Consider the following 20246-nt stretch of genomic DNA (forward strand, 5'->3'; position numbering starts at 1 on the left):
GACGAATCTCACATCCGCCGTCCGCGTGTCAGTGGCCTTCTTCACAGCACCCGCCTCATCCCACGGCAGCGCCTCCCCCGTGTGATCAATGGTCATCACGACGTAGCCATGGCTGGCCAGGTCCTCGGCCTGCGACGCACCCGGCCCGGGTGAGTAGAGCAGTACCGGGTGCCGTCCCCAGGGCTTGGCGCGGGTCCGGCCGGCGTACTGGCGCTGGGGGGACCTGGTTGGGTACCAGACGCTCACCGTCAACTCCCGCCGCCGGGCATCCGTGAGGTGCAACTCCGTCGTTCCGACCGAGTACGGTCCGGTTGGCTTCGGCAGCACCACCCGGTACGGCGTACTGACGGCTGAGGCGACTGCCACTGGCGACGAGACGTGGGCGGCCGTGGCCGGGACGGCGACAACAGTGATGGAGGTGGTGAGGACTGCTGCGAGGGTGCGGCGCCAGATCATCCCCTCAGCAAATCGGAGCAACCGCCCCGGCGAATCGTCCTAAGGCGTGATCCCTAGTCATCCTCAAGTAGCACTCCGTACCTGTCAGCGCACGAAGCTGATCTCCGGGAAGTCCGGCGACTGGTTCTCGAGAAGCGGCTGCGGGTGGTCGCGGAGGGTCTGGTCGAAGAACGCGGTCAGATAGGTCCGCTGAGCCAGCATGGCGCGCGAGCGGTCGACGATGCCAGTGGTGTTCGCCTGGACCTGGTTGGCGATGTCCTCGTCGTGGATCAGGCCGAAGACCACGTCGTACCAGAAGAACTGATAGTCGGTGAAGCCGAACTGGTACGAGCCGGGCAGCTGCAGGTTGAGCTTCCAGCCCCTCTGCGCTTTCCACCACGATGCCCACGACTTGTCGTAGTACTCCGCGTCCGGCCGGGTCCGCTGCGTGGTGTCCGACCCGAACAGCAGGAACGGTCGGTCCAGTCCGTGCACCGCGGCCGCCCCGAGCATGTTCTTCTCGGGGTCGTACGCGAGCGTGCCGTCCAGGTTGACGCCGGCCCTGATCCGGCCGTCGGCGTACATCGCGTTGGCCGCCGTGTGGCCGCCGGCCGAGAACCCGAACATCCCCACCGAGTGGATGTCGAGCGCCTGGCGCAGTCCGCGCGGGAGCTTGCGACCGTCGGCGTCCGGGTTCCGGCCGCGGGACAGCAGCGTGAGCTGGTCGAGCACGAACCGGGTGTCGGCGACGCGGGTGCCGATCAGCGACTCGAGCTGTTCAGCGGTCGGCTCCTGGATCTCGGAGCCCGGCACGAACCTGCCGCCCGGAAACTCGACCGGCCCCTCGTGGGTGTGGTCCATCGTCACGACGACGTACCCGCGACTGGCCAGCTCCTCGACCAGAGCCGTGTTGTAGAACCGGCTCAGCTGATAGCCGGGCGAGAACAGGACGACGGGATGCCTGCCGAGCTGCGCCGGTACGCCGACGCGGGCGTGGGTGTCGCTCAGCGCGAAGCCGAAGACCGGGTCGCGCGTGCCGAGCAGCTTGGAAAGCGCAGGGTTCACCGCGGCAGAGGTCTTCTCCGGCATGTACTTCGCTGTCGGGCCGTCCGCATCGCGTCGGGCGGGGTACCAGACGCTGACCATCAACTCCCGCTGGCGAGTGTGGTCGACCAGGTGCAGCTCGGTCGTGCCAATCCTGTTCGGTCCGGTCGGCGCAGGCACGGAGATCTTCACCGGCTCGTACTTCGAAGCCGCGGCCGTGACGGTCGCTGACCCGTTGTCGCGCTCACCCGGCGGGTAGGCGTGGGCCAGCGCGGGCGTCGAGAGGAGCGCGATCGCCGCCGAGCCGGCGACCAGCAGACGGCGGCGGCTGAAGCTTTGACAGTTCGGCATGCGCAACATCGTCGCCGCCGGGCCCGCCGCTCGGGCCCAACGCTCGATGGAGACCCCATCTCAACTTCATGACGGTCCAGCCGGGCCGAACTAGTGACAAGAGTCCGTCCGGTGGGTTATCAATGGCGCAATCCTGTTCATAGATGCGTGAAGTGAGGCACTCGTGAGCATCTTTGTCCGCGTTAAACGTTCAGCTCTCATTGCCGGGACATCCCTGGCCCTACTCGCGGGTGCCCTGGCCACTGCCACCGGTCCCGCCAACGCAGAACCGGCCGCTGGCACCTCGCTGGGAGCGGTGACCGACTTCGCTGCCGACGGTTCGCAGTACACGCTGAGTGCGGGTACGGCCAAGGTGCGCGTCGTCTTCCTGAAGGACGACGTGTTCCGGATCTGGCTGGCGCCGGACGGCACGTTCGCCGACCCGGCCAACACGCCACCGACCGATCCGAACGCTCCCGCGTCGAACATCGTCGTCAAGACCGACTACGCCAAGCCCGCGACCAACTGGACCGACAAGGGCACCTACTACTCGCTCACGACCGGGAAGATCGAAGTACGGGCGAACAAGTCGCCGCTGCGCTTCTCGCTCTACCGGGCGAACGGCCAGCAGGTCTGGTCGGAGACAGCACCCCTGTCCTGGACCGACACCTCGGCCAGCCAGTCGCTGAGCCGCGGCGCCACCGAGCAGTACTTCGGCGGCGGCATGCAGAACGGCCGGTTCTCGCACCGGGACAAGACCATCACCGTCGCCCGCGACTTCAACTGGGAAGACGGCGGCAACCCGAACGCTTCGCCGTACTACATGAGCACGGCCGGGTACGGCGTACTGCGGAACACGTTCGCGCCGGGTAGCTACAGCTTCACCGAACCCGTCGTCACCAAGCACGACGAGAAGCGGTTCGACGCCTACTACTTCGTCGGCGACCTCAAGACCTCGCTGGACCGCTACACCGAACTCACCGGCCGGCCGTTCATGCCGCCGATCTACGGGCTCGAGTACGGCGACTCCGACTGCTACAACCGCGGTCACTACGCCACCGACCCGGACCCCAGCAACGACTGGAAGGTCAACCCGGACAAGGTCACCACGCTGGACGCCGTCAAGGTCGCCCAGAAGTTCGTGGACAACGACATGCCCGGCGGCTGGATGCTGGTCAACGACGACTACGGCTGTGGCTACTCCAACAACACCGAGTCGGAGCTGGTCGAGGGCACCTGGTGGGGCAAGCGGGACATCCCCGCGCTCAAGGAGACCGGTGACGAACTGCGCAAGCGGAACATCCAGATGGGCCTGTGGACGCAGTCGTCGCTCGACCGCCAGCCGGCCGAGGTCGGCGAAGCGGGAGTCCGCGTACGCAAGCTGGACGTCGCCTGGGTCGGCCCTGGCTACCGGTACGCGCTGAGCGCCTGCGACACCGCCCATGACGGCATCGAGCAGCACAGCAACGCCCGCGGTTACGCATGGATGGTCGAGGGCTGGGCCGGCGCGCAGCGATGTGCGGTGCAGTGGACCGGCGACCACAGTGGTTCGCTGGACGCGATCAAGTGGCAGATCCCGGCCATCACCGGCTCCGGCAACTCCGGAATCGCCTACAGCGCAGGTGATGTCGACGGCATCTTCGGCGGCTCACCGACCAGCTACACCCGTGATCTGCAGTGGAAGGTGTTCAACCCGGCCTTCATGACCATGTCGGGCTGGGCGACACCGGCGTACAAGCAGCCGTGGATCCACGGTGAGCCGTACACGTCGATCAACCGCAAGTACCTCAAGCTGCGGGAGCGGCTGCTGCCCTACTTCTACTCGTACGCCGCCGAGGCGCACGCGACCGGCGCTCCGCTGAACCGCTCGCTGGTGCTGGAGTACCCGAACGACCCGAAGACCTGGGACGACACGACGAAGTACGAGTTCCTGGCCGGCAAGGAGTTCCTGGTCGCGCCGATGTTCGGTGCGGACGAGGTGAAGAACGGGATCTACCTGCCCAAGGGCAACTGGGTCGACTACTGGACCGGCAAGGTCTACCAGGGGCCGACCACCGTCAACGGCTACCACGCGAAGCTCGACACGCTGCCGCTGTTCGTCAAGGCCGGCGCCGTCGTACCGATGTGGAAGGCTGGTATCAACTCCGCTGCCCAGCAGGGCTTCGGCGACCGGCTGACCGTCGACATCTACCCCGAGGGCAAGTCGTCATTCCGGCTCTACGAGGACGACCGCGTCACCCGCGACTACAAGCAGGCGAAGTCGGCCACGCAACTGCTCGAAGTGACCGCGCCCGTCGCCGCTCGTGGTGACGTCACGGTCAAGATCGGCGCCAGCAAGGGCTCGTACGCCGGTAAGCCGGTCGCACGTCCGTACGAGCTGACCGTCCACACCGGCAGTGCCCCGCGCGACGTCTCGGTGGACAACGTCCTGCTCACCAAGCAAGCCAGCAAGGACGCCTACCTCGCAGCCACCACCGGCTGGTACTACGAGAACGGCGTCGTCCTCGTGAAGACCGCAGCCATCTCCACTTCCCGTGAAGCCACTGTCCGGCTCGGAGGGACGACATCGGTCGGCGGTGGCAAGACCGTCCTGGAATCCTTGGGTACTCCGGAACTTTCGTCGCCGTCCCTGTGGAACGCACCGGGCCAGGCCACCGAACTCACGGCCAGCTTCACCAACCCCGGTACGACGACGATGCGCGACGTACGACTCGCCCTGGATCTGCCGGCCGGATGGACCTCGACCGGTACCAGCACCTTCGCCAAGGTCGATCCGGGCCAGACAGTCACCACCAAGCTCGCGGTGACACCCGACGCCTCGGTCAAACCCGCCAGCTTCACCTTGCGGCTGGACGCGTCGTACCTGGTGCATGAGACCAGGTACGAGAACAGCACCGTGGCGACCGCACAGTTGCCCTACGCATCGTTGTCCCAGGCAGCGACCGTGGTCGGCATCAGCGACGCGTCGAGCTTTGCCAAGGGCAACTTCGACGGATCGGGCAACAGCTTCAACGGCGAGGCCCTCGCCGCGGCCGGCTACACCCCGGGCGCCAAGGTCACAGTGCAAGGCGCCGAGTTCACCTGGCCAACCGGAGCCCCCGGTACGCCGAACCTGGTCAAGAACCAGTCGGCCCCGATCCTGGTCTCCGGCACCGGTTCGCACCTGGCCCTGCTCGGCGCGGGCGCGAGCCTCAATGCCAAGGGCAGCGTGACAGTGATCTACACCGACGGCACCGAGTCGCAGGCGCCGTTCCAGTTGCCCAACTGGTGTTGTCAGGACCCGACCACGGGCGGCGCGAAACTCGCTGTCTCCGTCAAGGGCCGCTACACCCAAGCCGGGCTGGCCAACACCACCACGGACTACCGCGTCTTCTACACCGCAGTACCGCTGACACCGGGTAAGACAGTGAAGGCGATCAAGTTGCCCGGTGGTGGTCTCGGCTTCTTCGCAGCCACGCTGGCGAACAAGCCGTTGCCCCCGGCGCCGACCGGCGAACCCTGGGTGAGCGACCTGGAATGGGTTGACTCGAGCAACGGCTGGGGGCCGGTCGAACGGGACAAGAGCAACGGCGAGGACGCTGCCGGCGACGGGGCTACCCTGACCCTCGACGGCACGCAGTACGCGAAAGGCCTGGGCACGCACGCACCGTCCACGGTCACTGTCCGGCTCGGCGGGAACTGCACCGGCTTCACGGCCAAGGTCGGGATCGACGACGAGATGGCGGACCGGGGCAAGGTGAGCTTCAAGGTGCTGGTCGACGGTGTGGTGAAGTACACATCGGATCTGCTCACCGGAACCTCGCCCACGGTGCCCGTCAGCGTCGACACGACCGGTGGCCAACTCCTGACCTTGCAGGTCACCGACGCCGGCGACGGCGTCACCAGTGACCACGCCGACTGGGCGGAGGCGCGACTGGCCTGCAAGAGCGCCTGACCGGAGCGCCGAACCTGCCCGGCGCAAGCGACTTTCGGCTGGACTTTCCCTGAGCTACCCCGGAACCCACCTGATCGCCGTCCCAGGGGACGGTACAGGTGGGTTCCGGTGGTGTGCGGGCCCTCGTCCATGACAAGGTCTGTGCTGGCACCTCGAACGCAGCACCGTGGCCCCCTCCCATGGTGGTGCAGGAACCACCATGGGAGTAGTGCCAAGACCATCAGATCTGGTCCCCGGGACGACTACTTTTCACTGTAGACGGAGCCACAGGGGGCTGCGGTTCAGAGAGGGCGCGTGGGAGTCATGGTTGCGACATACCTGAAGAGATGGGTCGGCAGCCGGGTCTTGAGCAGAACCACCCGCAAGGGTGGTCTCAACCTGTCCAAGATGCGGGTCTTCCCGCGTCAGGTCTCGATGCCGCTGCGGCGCGAGGGCCTGGATCCGGTCCCGGAGCTCGGCGCGATCCGGGAGACCGAGCCGGTGCACAAGCTGGCCAACCTGTTCGGGCTGAACGTCTGGATGGTCACCGGCCATGCCGAGGCCAAGGCGGTGCTCGCGGACTCCACGAACTTCAGCAACGACATCCGGCCGATGATCGGCTCGGACCCGAACAAGCCGTCCGAAGGCATCGGCGGGCTCGGCTTCACCGATCCGCCGGACCACACCCGGCTGCGCAAACTGCTCACTCCCGAGTTCACCAAGCGCCGGCTGGCCCGGCTGGAACCGATGATCGAGAAGATCGTCAACGACCAGCTAGACCTGATGGAGCTCAAGGGCCCGGTCGTCGACATCGTCACGGACTTCGCCTTCAACGTGCCGTTCCTGCTGATCTCCGACCTGCTCGGCGTCGAGGAATCAGACCGCGACCGGTTCCGCGCCCTCGGCCCGGCCCGGTTCGACCTGTCCGGCGGCGGCATCGGCGTCTTCGGCTCGGCCAGCGAGTCGCGTGAGTTCCTGTTCGAGATCGTCGGCAAGCAGCGCAAGCACCCAGGCGACGGCCTGATCGGCTCGATCATCCGCGAACACGGCGACACCATCGACGACATCGAGCTCGGCGGCCTGGCCGACGGCGTCTTCCTCGGCGGCTACGAGACCTCCGCAAGCATGCTCGCCCTCGGCACCCTGGTACTCCTGCGCGACCCGGAGAACTTCGCCCGGATCCGCAACGAGCCCGAATCGGTGGACGCCGTCGTCGAGGAGCTGCTGCGCTACCTGACGGTCGTCCAGGTCGCCTTCCCGCGGTTCGCCAAACACGACCAGGAACTGTTCGGCCAGCAGGTCAAGAAGGGCGACCTGGTCGCCGTATCGCTGTCCGGCGCCGATCGCGACAAGGCGGTCTTCGGCGACGACGCAGAAGACTTCTGGCCCCGCCGCAACGCCCCCGCCGCCCACCTAGCCTTCGGCCACGGAATGCACCGCTGCGTAGGCGCCGAACTGGCCCGCATGGAACTACGAGCCGCCTTCAGCGCCCTGGCAAACCGTTTCCCCGACCTCTCCCTAGCCATCCCCGAAGAAAAACTCCGCTTCCGAGACTTCTCCATCGTCTACGGCGTCGAGTCGCTCCCAGTCCAACTCCACGCCGCCAAAGAACAACAGGTCGCCGGCTAACCCCCACGCGGCCGGTCCCGCCGGGTAAGCGGGATGCCGTGGGGTCACCCCCACGCGGCCTCCGCTTGCCCGCTCCTACGTCGCGTGCCGCTACGACCGCTCCCACCCACCCAGCGTTCAGCGCTCCTACGTCACGCGAATGCGACCACGGTGCCGGCCGGCCCTGCGGTATAGGCGGCAAGCGGTGGGAGTGTTCCCACGCGGCCGGTCCCGTCGGGTAGGTGGCACGGCGGTGGGGGCGCCCCACGCCGCCTCGCCTGCCCGCTCCTCCGTCGCGTGCCGCTCGACCGCTCCCACCCACCCGGTGTTCGGCGCTCCTACGTCGCGCGAATGCGACCACAGTGTCGGCCAATCCCGTCGGTTGGCAGCAAGCGGTTAGGGCGGGCTCCCATGGGCTTGCCTCCGGGCGGTGGATGGGAAGCCGTGGGCTCCCGTCACTCTTCGTCACACTGACAGCAATCAAGACACCTTGTTTTCCTTGTGGATAAAGGATTCGGCGGTATCGCGATTTGCGATGTTCGCTCACTCAGAGTAGTATCGACTGTATGTTCGAATATGAACTCGCAGATCTCGACGCGGCGCAGACGCTCGCCGCGTCGGTGCGGGAGCAGGCCCGGGAGAACGACGCCGCCATCCAGCGGCTGCTGCTGGCTGCGCACTACGCGGACCTGCATCCCAGCCCGGCGATGCTTCCCGGCGACCAGAGGTCTCCCGGCGGCGAGCGCGAGATCCGGTACGGCGGGCCGGGCTGCCCGGGTGTCGCCGAGTTCGCCGTTGCCGAGTTCGGTGTGGTGCACGGTGTGTCCACGGAGTCGGCGGCCAAGTTCATCGGGCAGGCGCTCGCGCTGCGCCACCGCCTGCCACTGATCTGGCAGCGCATCGAGGCCAGGGAAGTCACTGCCTGGAAGGCCCGCCAGATCGCCACCGCCTGTGTAGAACTCTCGATGGAAGCAGCCGCCATCGTCGACGCCCGCGTCGCGGCTGTTGTCGACACCGTGGGCCCGATCCAGCTGCGCAACATCGTCAAAGCCGCTGTGTGGGATGCCGACCCGGAAGCCGCCAAGGCCGCAGCCGAACAGAAGGCCCGCGAACGCGGAGTGTGGGTCGGCCGCTCAGACGATCACGGCACCAGCGCCGTGTTCGTGAAAGCCCGTACCGGTGACGTGATCCGCTTCGACGCAACCATCAACCAGATCGCCGACGCCCTCACCGCCCTTGACGGCCCAGTCCCCCGAGATCTCCAACGAGCAAGAGCATTCGGCGTGCTCACCGACCCCTCGCTAGCTCACCACCTCCTCCAAGTAGCCCAATACCTAGCGCCCGCAGACGAATTTCCGGCAGCCGAACCACCGCCAGCTGAACCGCCTCTGCGTGAGTCTCAGGCGGACCAACCCCCTGCAAACGAGCCGCCTCTGCATCACCTGCGGGCGGACGACCGTCCCGCAGACGAGTCGCCTCTGCACGACCTTCGGGCAGACGACCGTCCCGCAGACGAGCCGCCTCTGCACGACCCTCGCGCGGAGGGGCCTCCTACAGACGAGCCGCCTCTGCATGATCCTCGGGCGGACGAACGGCCTGCAGACGAGCCGCCCGCAGACTCACTCGCCACCTGCGCATCCCCAGCGGATCCGACCGAAGGTCGTCTCCAATTGGAGCCGTCGACCTGGAGAATGCCGGCCACGGAGGCGCCGCCGATCGAGATGGTGGCCGGGCGCACCGGCGCGATCACCATGCTGGAAGGCGTATCCGCTGCCGGCGAACTGGTCGCCGACCTGTTCCTGAACGACAAGCAACGCGCGGATGCGGGCCACGACACGGCACCCCAGAGCCCGCCAAACCACCGTCCCATCGACCCACCTCAAGCAACGCGCCCCACCAGCGTGGCCGAAGAGATCGTTGCGAACCTGAACGCGTCACCGCGCCAAGGACTCGCCGCGAAACTGTCCGCGATCAAGGAGTTCTCCGACCGCAACGGCGGCACCAGACCCGGGCGCACCAAGCTCTACGTCCACCTCACCGACGAGACCCTGCTCGCCGGCAGCGGCTGCCTGCGCGTGGAAGGCTTCGGGCCGGTCTACGCCCAGCTGGCCGAACTCGTTGGACACGATCGCATCACCGTCCAGCCCGTCATCGACCTGCACGACCAGATCAACGTGAACGCGTACGAGATTCCCACCCGGCTCCGGGAACGCATCAAGCTCACCTACCCTGTCGAACAGTTCCCCTACGGTCCTGGCGAAACCACCAACCGCACCGACATCGACCACGCCGTCCCCTACGATCCGGCCGGACCCAAGGGTCAGACCAGCACCGCCAACCTCAGACCTCTCCGCCGCCGCAGCCATCGCGTCAAGACCTTCGCCGGCTGGAAGTCCAGACCGCTCGACGGCACCGGGCTGGAATGGACCACCCGCCACGGCTTCAAGTTCCGTGTGGACCACACCGGAACCCACCCGGTCCCCACCGACGACCCATAACCGCGGGGCAAGTGTCGGATCGGGTCAGGCGTTTTCGTTGCAGAGTAGAAGCCGCCGTACCGAGGGCGGCGCGAGGGCAAAGGAGACCATCATGAGCACCACCTTCACCGTCGACTTCTTCTGCAGCGTGGACGGCTACGGCTCGGCCGAGGGTTGGCCGGGATATTGGGGAAAGGAGGGCCCCGAGGTCGTAGAGGATCGGGTGCGCACGTTCGCGCAGGACCAGGTTCTCGTTTTAGGTGCCACGACGTTCCGGGCGTTCCGGCAGTTCGTGGTCGAGTACGACGAGCCGTACTACGAGAGCCTGAACCAGTTGCCGAAGATCGTGTTCTCCAGCACGCTCGAGGAGCCGCTCGGGTGGCGGAACTCGACCGTTCTGAAGGAGGATGCCGTGACCGCGATCGAGCGTCTGAAGCGCACCACGGACGTCCCGATGCGTTCGCACGGCAGCATCTCGCTGAACCGCGCCCTGCTCGCGGCCGGTCTCGTCGACCGGCTCGAGATCATGATGTTCCCCGCCGTCACCGGCCATGCCGGCCGAGCGGCCCTCCTCCACGGCGGTGCCGAACTCGACCTGGAACTCGTCGAGTCCACCGTGCTCGATGGCCGCACCCAGAAGCTCGTCTACATCCCCCACCTCCGAAACCGCGCTGGGCAGTGACAGTGGGCTCCGTCGCAGCCACAATGGGCGGTCTTACCTGAGCAGTTCGTAGCTAGAACGGGGAGGCGGGCGATGGGAGCGGGGCAGTTGTCCGCGCGGCTCGCGGCGGCGATGACGCTGGCTCAGTCGGGCGGTCATGTGGTCGCGGCCGCTCAGGTCGATGCCATCCGCCACGAACTCGGTGGTGTCCCGAGCTACGAGCTGGCCGCGGCGGAGTACGTCCGTGGGGTGACTGCGCACCACGCCAGCGATGCCGACGAGGCTCTGGCCGCGGTGGAGGCGTGTCTCGCCGTCGCCCGCGCGATCGACGAGCCGGGCTGGGAAGCCAACGCGCTGCCGATCCGGATCATCACGCTAGCCAGGAGCGGGCGCGGTGGTGACACCATCGCCGACCTGGTGGCCGCGGAGTACGCCCTCAGCCGAACTAGCGATCCGGGGCTGACCAGTTGGGCGCACACCGGCATCGGCTACGCGTACGACGTACTGCGGCTGTTCGAACTGTGTATCCCGCACTATGAGCTTGCCACCGGCATCGACGTCGATGTGCTCGAACTGGCCGAGTCCCCTGCGATCGACCGGCTCAACCTGGCCGAGACCTATCTGCGCTGGGCCCACGAGCTCGAGCGGCTCGGTGACCCGTCGTACCAGGCGGAGATCGATGAGCGGCTGGCCGCTGCGGCGCACTGGGCGCGCGAGGCCGAGCTGGTGATGGTCGACGACGAGAGCCAGGAGTTCTGGCGGTTGAGCGCGCGACTCTGGCTGGCGGCCGCCGCGACCTCGACTGATCCTGCTGCCGCCGCTGACGAGCTGACAAGACTCCGGGACGAAATCAACAAGCTCGGTGAGACCGAGCGGCTGGCGATCGCGGGTGCCTACCTGGCAAGGGCTTTCGCCGCGCAGGAGCTGTGGGACCGGGCCCGCGCGGCGGCTGATCGGGCCATCGATGATCTGCTCCCGCTGGCCGATCCGTCGACTCAGGTCCTGGTCCTGCAGACGCGTTCCGAGCTAGCCGCGCAGACAGGCGAGCCTGGCGCCACGGCCGCCCTCGGCTATGCCCGTTCGGTGGCGCGCGCCTGGTGGAAGGAACGCCAGCGCGGGCTGAACGCAGTACGGCATGCCCTGATCGCTCATGACCTCTCGGCCCGCCATGATGCCGAGTGGCACGCCGCGCGGCAGGACGCGTTGACGGGGCTCGGCAACCGCCGGGCGTTGGACGAGCGGCTGTCCGCGGCCCGGGATTCCCAGCGGGCGGTAACGCTGCTGGCGATCGATGTCAACGATTTGAAGGTCGTGAACGACACGTTCGGGCACGCCTGTGGCGACGAGTTGCTGCAGGTTGTTGCAAAGCTGCTGGTAGAACAGGCGAGAGCCACCGATGCCGTGATTCGATCGGGAGGGGACGAGTTTTTCGTGGTGCTGGACCAGCCGGATGCCAAAGGTGGCGCACAGCTGGCCGAGCGGGTCCGGACCGCGGTCGCCCTGGTGGCGGCGACGACGGCCAAGCCGTGGCTGAAGAAGCTGGGGCTGAGCATCGGGTACGCCGCTACTGCGGAGGGCGTGCCGGTGGAGTTGCTGGTCCCGATGGCGGACAGCCGGCTGTACGAGGACAAGCGCCGCCCGAGATGAAGTCGGGTCGAGCAGGACAACACGGGGAGGCCGGGTGCGCGAGACGTCGGGGGTGACCGCGCGGATCGCTGCGGCGATGACGCAGGCCCAGTCGGGCCACTCGTCCGCCGCGGCGACCGATATTCGCCTGTTGCTCACCGAACTGGGGACGGAGCAGTCCAGCGAACGCGCCGCCGCGGAGTACGTCCGGGCCGTCGCGGCGCATCACGCCACCGATGCCGAAGCGGCCCTGGACGCCGTCGACGCCTGCATCCGGGTGTCCCGGGCGATCGACGAGCCCGGCTGGGAGGCGAACGCGCTGGCCGTCCGGATCGTCACGCTGATCCGGACCGGCGAAGGTGGTGACTCGGTTGCCGACCTGGTCGCCGCGGAGAACGCGTTGTCCAGGACCAGAGACCTGGGTCTCGCGAGCTGGGCGCACACCGGTCTGGGCTATGCCTATGACCTGCTGCGCCTGTTCGAGTTGTGCATCCCGCACTTCGAGTTCGCCGCCGCGGCCGATGTGGATCCGCTCGGGCTGCCCGAGTCGCCGGCCATCAACCGGCTGAACCTGGCCGAGTCGAATCTGCGCTGGGCGCACGAGATGGAGCGGCTCGGCGATCCGGCGTACGACGAGGAGATCCTGCGCCGGCGCCAGGAGGCCAGACGGTGGGCGGCCGAGGCGAACGAAGTGATCGTCCGCGCGAACCTGATCGGTTACTGGCCACTCACCGGCCGAATGTGGCTGGCGGCAAGCGACTTCGACGCCGATCCGGGCGAGGCGGTGGTCATCCTGAAGGACTGCCGCGACCAGCTGGCCAAGCTGGGCTCACTCGAACTCGCCGCGATCGCCGGCGCTTACCTGGCGAAGGCCTATGCGTCACTGGGCCGGCCCGAGGAGGCGTTGGAGGCCGCCGAGCGGGCGGGGACCGATCTGCCGCCGACATCGGATCCGCCCGTCGAGGCGCTGGTCCGGCACACCGCAGTACGGATTGCCGCCGATTCGGGGGATGCGGGTGCGGCCTCTGGATTGCAGTACGCGCGAGCGATCACCCGGGGTTGGTGGGCCGAGCGGTTGCGCGGCCTGTACGCCGTACGGAGTGCGCTCGCGACTCATGACCTCTCCATCCGGCATGACGCCGAGTGGCGGGCGGCCCGCGAGGATCCGCTGACGGGTGTCGGCAACCGGCGGGCGCTGGACGAGAGGATGAGCGCGGCGCTCGACTCGGGCCGTTCGGTCGCAGTCCTGGCGATCGACGTGGACAACCTGAAGATCGTCAACGACAGTCACGGCCATGCCTGCGGCGACGACGTACTGCGCAGCGTCGCCCAGTTGCTGACCGAGCAGTGCCGGGCCGAAGACGTTGTCGCGCGAGCCGGTGGTGACGAGTTCGTCGTCGTGCTGGACAACCCGGACGAGCGCGGGGCCGGCGAACTGGTCGAGCGGATCATGGCGGCGGCGGACCGATTCGCCCGAGGAGCGGTCGATCCGTGGTTCGCCATGCTGCGGTTGAGTATCGGGCACGCGAGCAGCACGGAAGGCGTACCGGTTGCCGACCTACTGACCGCCGCCGACCAGCGGATGTACGAAGAGAAGCGTCGCCGCCGCGCCTCGTCCACCTGATCAGCCAGTCAGGAAGCCCTCCCTGATCAGGTTGGCGATTTTCGGTAGGTAGTCGGCGTGCAGGTCGTCGCGCTCCAGCAGGCTGGCCAGCGCATCAAGGATCTGGCCGACGCTCAGGTCACCGTCGCACGCACCGACGAAACCGGCGAGCACGGTGTCGACCTGCTCGGCCCGTCGCATACCTCGCTGCCGCCGCAGCACGATCGTCGTCGGATCCTCCGCGCCCGGCGGACCGGCCGTCTCCTGTACTACGTCGTCGGCCATGGTCAGGTAGAGCCCGGTGAGATCCGCCGGCAACGCCTCGGTCCGCTCGAACCTGTCGAGCACGTGCGGCCCGATCGGTTGCTCGATCTCGTATGGCCACTCCTCCGCATCCAGGCTACCCGCGGTGTTGTGCAGGTTGATCCAGCCCATCCCGATCGCCTCTACCTGCTGCTCGTCGAGCCACCGCAGCCACGCGTCGTACCGGCTCGTGTACTCCGGGCGCCCGTGCAGGCCCGCGTCGCGCAACCACAGCTCCACGTACTCCGCTGGGTCGAGCTGCTCGCGTTGCACGACCCACGCGGACCTGTCACCGGTCCAGCCCGCAATGCGCTCCTGCCAGTCCCGCCCGCGGACACAGGCCCAGTTAGCCAATAGCTGGCACCAACCGCCGTCCGTCAGATGCTGAGGAGCCTGCCGGACCAACTGCTCGACAACAGCGTCTCCGGCGAACCCTGTCTCGCGGTAGGTCAGCCGGGCATCCGCCGCGGGCGGCGCGATCACGTACGGCGGGTTGCTCACGATCAGGTCGAACCGCTCACCCTCGACCGGTTCGTAGAGACTGCCGTCCCGGACGTCGAGCTCGACCCGGTTGAGCGCCGCGGTCCACCGGGTCAGCTGGAGCGCGCGGGGATTGACGTCGGTGGCAACGATGTGGCCGATCCGGTCGGCGAGGTGGAGCGCCTGGATGCCGCACCCGGTGCCGAGGTCGAGCGCCTTCTCGGCCTTGATCGGCACGGTCAGCTTGACCAGGCTCAGGCTGGCCGGCGCGATCCCCAGCACATAGTCCGGCCGCATCGGCTCCCGCCGGCCGTCCAGCCCGGGAGTCAGATCGGCGACCACCCACCAGTGCCGGTCGTCCTCCGCGTACGGCCGCACGTCGAGCGCCGCGGCAAGCTGATGACCGGCCTCCTTGATGATGCCCAGAGCAACCAATTTGTCCAGTGCGCCCGGAAACGCTTTCTCTGCAAGCTCTCGTGGCACCGGCCGTTGGAGCAGAAACAACCTGGTCAGCGTGTCGAGCGGATCACCCGCAGCGGTCCGCCGGAAGGCAACCGTCGTCTCGTTGCGCCCCAGCGCCTGGTTGCCCTGAGCACCCAACCGCTCCGCCACCCCCTCGACCGTGTACGCCGCTGCCTCGAAGGCAGCGCGCAACCGGTCGGCCAGGTCCGCATCCAGCTCTCGCTCGTCCATATTCCTATCTTCGCAGGCCGCCGCCCAGGCGGCGGACAGTTATCCACAGGTTCACAACTTCTCCGTTCCAGCCGCCTCGACGCTGGCAAGATTTCAAGTGTCAGAGGTCAGCAAATGAAGGGGAAACGCAATGAAGACTCGAGTGGGGATCGCCGCGGCCGCGGGACTGCTGGTCGTGTCCGGCTGTGGCGCAACGGGTCTGCGGACCGGCGCGGGGACGGTCGAGAAGGAGACGGCGTCGGCTTTCCTGACCACCGCCGAAAGCGACTGGCACCGACAGGTAGATGCGGAGCCGACCAAAAATCTCAGCCCGGCGGCGCGCTGCTATTTCGTTACCGGTGCCGACGGCAACCAATCGCTCGGCACCATGGCCTGCGGTCCACTGCGCCGGCTCGGCAGCGCCGAGCGGCAGGTGTGGGACGTCGTCCGGATCGAGACCACCGGCGGCGACAAGCCAGGTCTCCAACTGCCCGATGGTGAGCAATGGAAGAAGTCCCAGCTCCGGCCGGACAGCAGCGACCTGTGGCGACCGGACGACAAGGCGGCCGATGACAACGCAGACAGCTTGGCGGCGCCACCACCACCCGCCGCCCCTGCTGGGCTGACCTCGGTGACCGTCAAGAGCGAAACGCTCGAACTCAAAGCGGTCACGGGGAAGTTGGTGGTCCCCGACGGCACGGTCACACTCAAAGGCCTCGCCAGCCCGGCTACGTTCGGCAGCGGGCTCCAGCAGGTTGCGCCGGCGACTGGAGAGAAGTTCGTCGTCGCCGTGTTCGGCACAAGTCCGACCATCGATCCGCTGACTGGCGACGCCGCGTACGACCGGAAAGCGGTCAAGAACACGCCTACAACACAGTGGACGATCACGGTCGGCGACCAGCAGCGACCAGTCGAGGTGCTCCCCCAAGACGACGCCACGACGACCGCCGAACAGACCCTGCTCGTCTCGGTCCCGAAGGACAGCTCCGAGGTGCTGCTGACGGCCACCAGCGGGCCGGTCGTGCAGTCGCTGTCACTGACCACGGGCCAACGGACGTCGACCGACATCGCAGCGGCGTACTACCGCGCTGGGGTGTCCGCAGATTTGAACAAGTCGCTGCCGACGACTGTTCGCAACGTCGGCTACTTCAAGAGTTCCTATTCGCTCTCACTCGGGAAGGCGGCGCTGACGCCATGGGACCCAACTCGCGGCTGGGCACCGCAGGGAAAGGCTTGGGCTCGGGTCCAGGTCACCTCGACCCTGGACTACTCCAACTTCACCTACAAGGCCGCCTGGGGCTCACCCTTCCTGACCGCGACCGCGGACGGCGCCCCGGTCCCGGCCATCACAGGCGATCCGGACACGGAGGTGATCGCGATCCCAGTACCGGCAACCACGAAGACACTTCAACTCACGGCGAACACCGCCCTGAAGTTCAACGGCCGCAACTCAAGCGCCGTACCGACCTCGGGCACGGTCACCTTCCCACCTTTGACGGCGACCGCAAGCTTCCAGTGATCAGGTGGCTTTGGCGGTGACGTACAGAACGGTGCCGCCCTCGGTGAAGTCGTCGGGTTCCAGCCGGCTCAGCTCCCGCTCGGCAGCCGCCAGGCAGGCCGTACGCCGGTCCGGTGGCAACTGCTCGATCCGTCGGGCCATCGCGCCGATCACTTGCGAGTGGGCCAGGAACTGGGCCGCGGTCGGCTGGTGGTGGAACCGCTCGACGGTGATGTCGACATTGCCGAAACCCGCGGTCTGCAAGGCGGTCTCGAACCTACCTGGATTGGAGGTGACGTCATGGGAGGGCATCTGCGGAGCCGGGTCGGGCGGAGCGCCGTACTCGTCGATCACCCCGACCCAGACCTCGTACGCCCGGTGCGGGTCATGCTCGAACCAGGTGACGGCTCCGAACGATCCGCCGGTGACCAGTGTTCGGTGCACCTCGGAGAGCGCCCGTGGGAGGTCGGGGACGTGGAAGAGGACGAAAGGCATCAGTACGGCGTCGAGTACGCCGGAGCGGAACGGCAATGCCTGGGCGTCAGCGGCCACGCGGTCGAACCGAGCGGGGGCCTGCCGGAGCATCTCCTCGGTCAGGTCGACCCCGACCACCTGCGCATCCGGAGCCAGCCGCTCGAGATCAGCCAGCACCAGCCCAGGCCCGCATCCGACCTCCCCTACCCAACGAACCGCCCGACCGTCAGGCAGGAGGCGTTCGGCCAGGGCGCGGCCGTGGCGGGCGAGCGTTTCCGCCCATTGCCCGGCGTAGGTCGTGGCAACCCGGCTGTAGTTGGCCCGAATCGCCGCAGTCGTCTTCTCACCACCGGTCGTCATGACTGCACCGGCCTAGAAGTAGTACGGCGTTGCGGTGCGGAACAGCTCGACCAGCTTGGCCTTCACCTGGTCGCGATGCGGCACCTGGGTGATCCCCTCATCGCCGAGGCGGACACCGTGGTCGACCAGCAGGTAGACCACGCGCAGCGTGCGCAGAGTGTTGGAAACTTCCGGCCGTATCCCGGTGGTGGAGACCGTGGCGACCGCGCGCACGCCCGGGTCGAGCCAACCGATCGCGTCCTCCTCGGACAGATCCGGCCGGGTCAGCGCGACCGCGAGAGCGAAGCCCAACCGGTCGTCCTCGAAGTCCCGCAGGACGTACTCCGTCGGCGTCAGGAGCCGCCCGACGCCCAGCCGGAGCATTTGCACAGGCTCGACCGCCTGAACGCGCGCCAGGGCCGCCAGGAGATCGCTTCCGTGGGCGATCGCATGCAGCCAGCCCAGCTTGGGATCGAAGCCGCGCAGATCGTCCTCAGCGACGTACCAGCGCTCGAACGGCGGCACCCAGGACGGTTCGAAGACGCCCCGGGAGACGATCGAGTCGAGGATCAGCGGCGCGAACGTCCGCGCCTGGATCTCGGGGTCGGCGAACCGGGTCACCATCTCGTCCCCGAGCGCGCGCAACTGGTCCGCCGAGAGGGTGCCGTTGCCGATCCAGGTGGCCAGCGTCGAATAGGCCTGCCCGTCGCGAACCTGCGGATCCGGCGACCGGAGCATCAGCGACAGCTCGGCGATCACGTCGTCGAGTGGCCGATCAGCCGGTACGGCGAATCCGTCAGCGCGTACCTGCGCCCAATCGGTCATGCAGCGCAGGCTAACAAAGGAAACGGCCCACGGGACATCTGTATCCAGATGTTCCATGGGCCGTTAGCGGCCAGGACCCCTCAGCCCGGCCGGGCTCACATGTCAGGCGTCGCGCTTGCTCGCGGTGACCAGTGCGATCACCAGCAGGCCGATGCCCCAGGCTGCGAAGTACGCCATCGCCCACCAGGGCGACAGGGAGGTCGAGGCGCCCGCCGCGTCAGCGCCGGCCAGGCCCATGTCCTGACCGCCGTTGATGAACTGGTTCGCGTTCGTGAACGGCGACCACTTCTGCAGGTCGTCGCCGACCTTCGGGATCAGCGGCAGCAGGCTCTCCACCAGCAGCGGCCAGAGGATCAGGATGGCGATCGCGCCGGCGCTCTGCCGGATCAGGATGCCGACCGCGATCGCGAAGATCGCGGCGACACCGTAGACCAGGCCCTGACCGAAGATCAGCCGCCACTCGGCCGAGGTGTCGATCGCCATGTCGGCGCTGCCGGCCAGCAGGTAACCCATCGCCCAGGAGCCCCAGGAGGCGACCAGACCGACCACCGCGGCCAGCCCGGCGACCACGACGGTCTTGTTCAGCAGCAGGACCGCACGCTGCGGGACAGCCTGGAAGCTGGTCCGGATGGTGCCGAACCGGTACTCGGTGGTGACGGCCAGCGCGGCCATCACCATGATGACCATCTGCCCCAGGTTGACGCCGAACTGCGACATCGCCGGGGTGATCTGGGCTTCGTCGGGCCCGGAGGCCAGGCCGGTGGCGAGCGAGGCCAGGCCGATCGAAAGCACGGCGGCGATGATCATGCACCACCACGGCGACCGGGTGGAGAAGAGCTTGATCCGCTCGACGGTGATCAACGACATGTCAGTTGTCCTCCTTCGGCCCGGCGGCCACCTCGACGCCGGAAACCGGCGGAACCGCGGTCGGGTCGGTGACCGCGGCGATCTCGTCGTGGGCGTGGTACTCCACCGAGTCGCCCGTCATCTGCATGAAGGCGGCCTCCAGCGAACCGCGCTGCAGCGTCAGCTCGTGCAGCACGATGCCCTGGGCGGCGGCGGTCTCGCCGATCGCGTCGGTGGTCAGGTCGCCCTCGACGAACAGCACCTTGCCGTCGTCCTGGCCGTCCTCGATCCGGGTGACCAGGTTCTGCTGCTGCAGCACGCTCTGCAGCTGGTCGAGCTGCGGGCTGCGCACCTTGACCGTGGTGCCGCTGGCGCGGTCGACGAACTCCGTGGTGGAGCTCTGCGCGATCAGCTTGCCGCGGCCGATGACGATCAGTTCCTCGGCGGTCAGCGCCATCTCGGACAGCAGGTGGCTGGACACCAGCACGGTCCGGCCCTCACCGGCCAGCCGGTGCATGAAGGTCCGGATCCAGACGATGCCCTCGGGGTCGAGACCGTTGACCGGTTCGTCGAAGAGCAGGACCTCCGGGTCGCCGAGCAGAGCACCGGCGATGCCGAGCCGCTGGGACATACCGAGAGAGAAGGCGCCGGCCCGCTTGTTCGCGACCGAGGTCAGGCCGACCATCTCCAGCGCCTTGTCCACACTGGACTTCGGCAGCTTGTTGGAGGCCGCCATCCAGGCCAGGTGTGACCTGGCCGACCGGTTCGGGTGCACCCACTTGGCGTCCAGCAACGCGCCGACCTTGGTCAGCGGCTGGTGCAGGTCGCGGTACCGCTGGCCGTCGATCCGGACGTCGCCGGAGGTCGGGGTGTCCAGGCCCAGGATCATTCGCATGGTGGTCGACTTGCCGGCCCCGTTCGGGCCGAGGAAGCCGGTCACCTTACCGGGCTTCACCTCGAATGAAAGGTTGTCAACGGCAACAGTTGCGCCGTATCGCTTGGTGAGGCCTTTTGCCTCGATCATCCCGTACTCCTCGTTCGGTGGCGCGCCAATGAGTTCATGGGCGGGCGGTGTCTCGATCAGTATCGAGGTCAGACCTGGCGATCACATC

General features: G+C 67.6%; 13 protein-coding genes. 7 read left to right on the plus strand and 6 right to left on the minus strand.

All coding sequences use genetic code 11. The features are described 5' to 3' along the window. Window positions 1-540: 540 nt before the first annotated feature. A complete protein-coding gene (locus AB0F51_RS06935; RefSeq protein WP_360275246.1) occupies window positions 541-1830 on the minus strand; it encodes a hypothetical protein in 1290 nt (429 codons plus the stop codon). A gap of 295 nt (window positions 1831-2125) precedes the next feature. On the opposite strand from AB0F51_RS06935, the gene AB0F51_RS06940 reads away from it, so the two are divergent. The 6 genes from AB0F51_RS06940 to AB0F51_RS06965 all read left to right on the plus strand — a co-directional run bounded on the left by AB0F51_RS06940 (window position 2126) and on the right by AB0F51_RS06965 (window position 13718). Beyond that, the gene (locus AB0F51_RS06940) at window positions 2126-5743 is read left to right on the plus strand and encodes an NPCBM/NEW2 domain-containing protein (protein ID WP_360275248.1); all 3618 of its coding nucleotides are present in this window, start codon (window positions 2126-2128) and stop codon (window positions 5741-5743) included. 303 nt (window positions 5744-6046) lie between these two features. Further along, window positions 6047-7351: a cytochrome P450 gene (locus tag AB0F51_RS06945; protein ID WP_360275251.1), complete on the plus strand. Its 1305-nt coding sequence runs from the start codon at window positions 6047-6049 to the stop codon at window positions 7349-7351. A gap of 509 nt (window positions 7352-7860) precedes the next feature. After that, complete coding sequence (locus AB0F51_RS06950) at window positions 7861-9828, plus strand: hypothetical protein (RefSeq protein ID WP_360275253.1); 1968 nt, start codon at window positions 7861-7863, stop codon at window positions 9826-9828. 91 nt (window positions 9829-9919) lie between these two features. Then, window positions 9920-10489, plus strand: a complete 570-nt coding sequence (locus AB0F51_RS06955) for a dihydrofolate reductase family protein (RefSeq protein ID WP_360275256.1) — start codon at window positions 9920-9922, stop codon at window positions 10487-10489. A gap of 72 nt (window positions 10490-10561) precedes the next feature. Beyond that, window positions 10562-12115, plus strand: a complete 1554-nt coding sequence (locus tag AB0F51_RS06960) for a GGDEF domain-containing protein (protein WP_360275259.1) — start codon at window positions 10562-10564, stop codon at window positions 12113-12115. 34 nt (window positions 12116-12149) lie between these two features. Continuing rightward, window positions 12150-13718: a GGDEF domain-containing protein gene (locus AB0F51_RS06965; protein WP_360275262.1), complete on the plus strand. Its 1569-nt coding sequence runs from the start codon at window positions 12150-12152 to the stop codon at window positions 13716-13718. On the opposite strand, the gene AB0F51_RS06970 is transcribed toward AB0F51_RS06965, so the two are convergent. After that, window positions 13719-15173, minus strand: coding sequence for a class I SAM-dependent methyltransferase (locus AB0F51_RS06970; protein WP_360275265.1), 1455 nt, complete (start codon window positions 15171-15173; stop codon window positions 13719-13721). 130 nt (window positions 15174-15303) lie between these two features. Here AB0F51_RS06970 and AB0F51_RS06975 point away from each other — a divergent pair, with 130 nt between their 5' ends. Further along, window positions 15304-16671 (plus strand): hypothetical protein, encoded by a 1368-nt coding sequence (locus AB0F51_RS06975; protein ID WP_360275268.1) that lies wholly within the window; start codon window positions 15304-15306, stop codon window positions 16669-16671. On the opposite strand, the gene AB0F51_RS06980 is transcribed toward AB0F51_RS06975, so the two are convergent. The 4 genes from AB0F51_RS06980 to AB0F51_RS06995 all read right to left on the minus strand — a co-directional run bounded on the left by AB0F51_RS06980 (window position 16672) and on the right by AB0F51_RS06995 (window position 20158). After that, window positions 16672-17484, minus strand: coding sequence for a class I SAM-dependent methyltransferase (locus AB0F51_RS06980; RefSeq protein WP_360275271.1), 813 nt, complete (start codon window positions 17482-17484; stop codon window positions 16672-16674). 12 nt (window positions 17485-17496) lie between these two features. Continuing rightward, window positions 17497-18288: a DUF2785 domain-containing protein gene (locus AB0F51_RS06985; protein WP_360275274.1), complete on the minus strand. Its 792-nt coding sequence runs from the start codon at window positions 18286-18288 to the stop codon at window positions 17497-17499. Window positions 18289-18390: 102 nt separating this feature from the next. Then, window positions 18391-19155, minus strand: coding sequence for an ABC transporter permease (locus AB0F51_RS06990; protein ID WP_360275277.1), 765 nt, complete (start codon window positions 19153-19155; stop codon window positions 18391-18393). Window position 19156: 1 nt separating this feature from the next. After that, the gene (locus AB0F51_RS06995) at window positions 19157-20158 is read right to left on the minus strand and encodes an ATP-binding cassette domain-containing protein (RefSeq protein ID WP_360275280.1); all 1002 of its coding nucleotides are present in this window, start codon (window positions 20156-20158) and stop codon (window positions 19157-19159) included. Window positions 20159-20246: the final 88 nt, after the last annotated feature.

The organism is Kribbella sp. NPDC023855 (assembly GCF_040639475.1).
Lineage (GTDB): Bacteria > Actinomycetota > Actinomycetes > Propionibacteriales > Kribbellaceae > Kribbella.

Excerpts from the sequence above, each read along its gene's own strand:
- AB0F51_RS06975 (WP_360275268.1), top strand. The coding sequence starts at position 15,304 with ATGAAGACTCGAGTGGGGATCGCCGCGGCCGCGGGACTGCTGGTCGTG.
- AB0F51_RS06985 (WP_360275274.1), bottom strand. The coding sequence starts at position 18,288 with ATGACCGATTGGGCGCAGGTACGCGCTGACGGATTCGCCGTACCGGCT.
- AB0F51_RS06945 (WP_360275251.1), top strand. The coding sequence starts at position 6,047 with ATGGTTGCGACATACCTGAAGAGATGGGTCGGCAGCCGGGTCTTGAGC.
- AB0F51_RS06995 (WP_360275280.1), bottom strand. The coding sequence starts at position 20,158 with ATGATCGAGGCAAAAGGCCTCACCAAGCGATACGGCGCAACTGTTGCC.
- AB0F51_RS06935 (WP_360275246.1), bottom strand. The coding sequence starts at position 1,830 with ATGCCGAACTGTCAAAGCTTCAGCCGCCGCCGTCTGCTGGTCGCCGGC.
- AB0F51_RS06990 (WP_360275277.1), bottom strand. The coding sequence starts at position 19,155 with ATGTCGTTGATCACCGTCGAGCGGATCAAGCTCTTCTCCACCCGGTCG.
- AB0F51_RS06955 (WP_360275256.1), top strand. The coding sequence starts at position 9,920 with ATGAGCACCACCTTCACCGTCGACTTCTTCTGCAGCGTGGACGGCTAC.
- AB0F51_RS06960 (WP_360275259.1), top strand. The coding sequence starts at position 10,562 with ATGGGAGCGGGGCAGTTGTCCGCGCGGCTCGCGGCGGCGATGACGCTG.
- AB0F51_RS06980 (WP_360275271.1), bottom strand. The coding sequence starts at position 17,484 with ATGACGACCGGTGGTGAGAAGACGACTGCGGCGATTCGGGCCAACTAC.
- AB0F51_RS06970 (WP_360275265.1), bottom strand. The coding sequence starts at position 15,173 with ATGGACGAGCGAGAGCTGGATGCGGACCTGGCCGACCGGTTGCGCGCT.